Source organism: Undibacterium sp. RuRC25W (assembly GCF_049339825.1).
Lineage (GTDB): Bacteria > Pseudomonadota > Gammaproteobacteria > Burkholderiales > Burkholderiaceae_D > Undibacterium.
In genome coordinates this window covers 1-250 of record NZ_JBMPPD010000093.1, presented here as the reverse complement: position 1 = coordinate 250, position 250 = coordinate 1, and the positions used below count along the sequence as shown (strand labels likewise).

Genomic DNA, 250 nt, shown 5'->3' with positions numbered 1-250 from the left:
TCAGATTATTCGTGACATCGATGTCAAGAGCTATAACGCCAAGCTGCCCGGTGGCACATTTACACTCCAAGAAGATCGTTGGCAAGAGCTAGAGGCTTGGCGTTTCAAACCCGAAACAATAGAAAAAATCAAGGCAGGCTGGGTCGCTGATCCACAATGGTATATGCGTCATATCCGTGTCAAATTTCCCTGGCGTCATCGATTGGTGGGGAATGTCTCGCGACTGATTGAATTAGATAGTTACAAAGGC

The 250-nt window shown here is 46.8% G+C and carries 1 protein-coding gene; it reads left to right on the top strand.

What is annotated here, in order from left to right; all coding sequences use genetic code 11:
• A partial coding sequence (locus ACO0KV_RS18430) for a hypothetical protein (protein WP_423044615.1) occupies nucleotides 1-250 on the top strand: 250 nt, incomplete at both ends.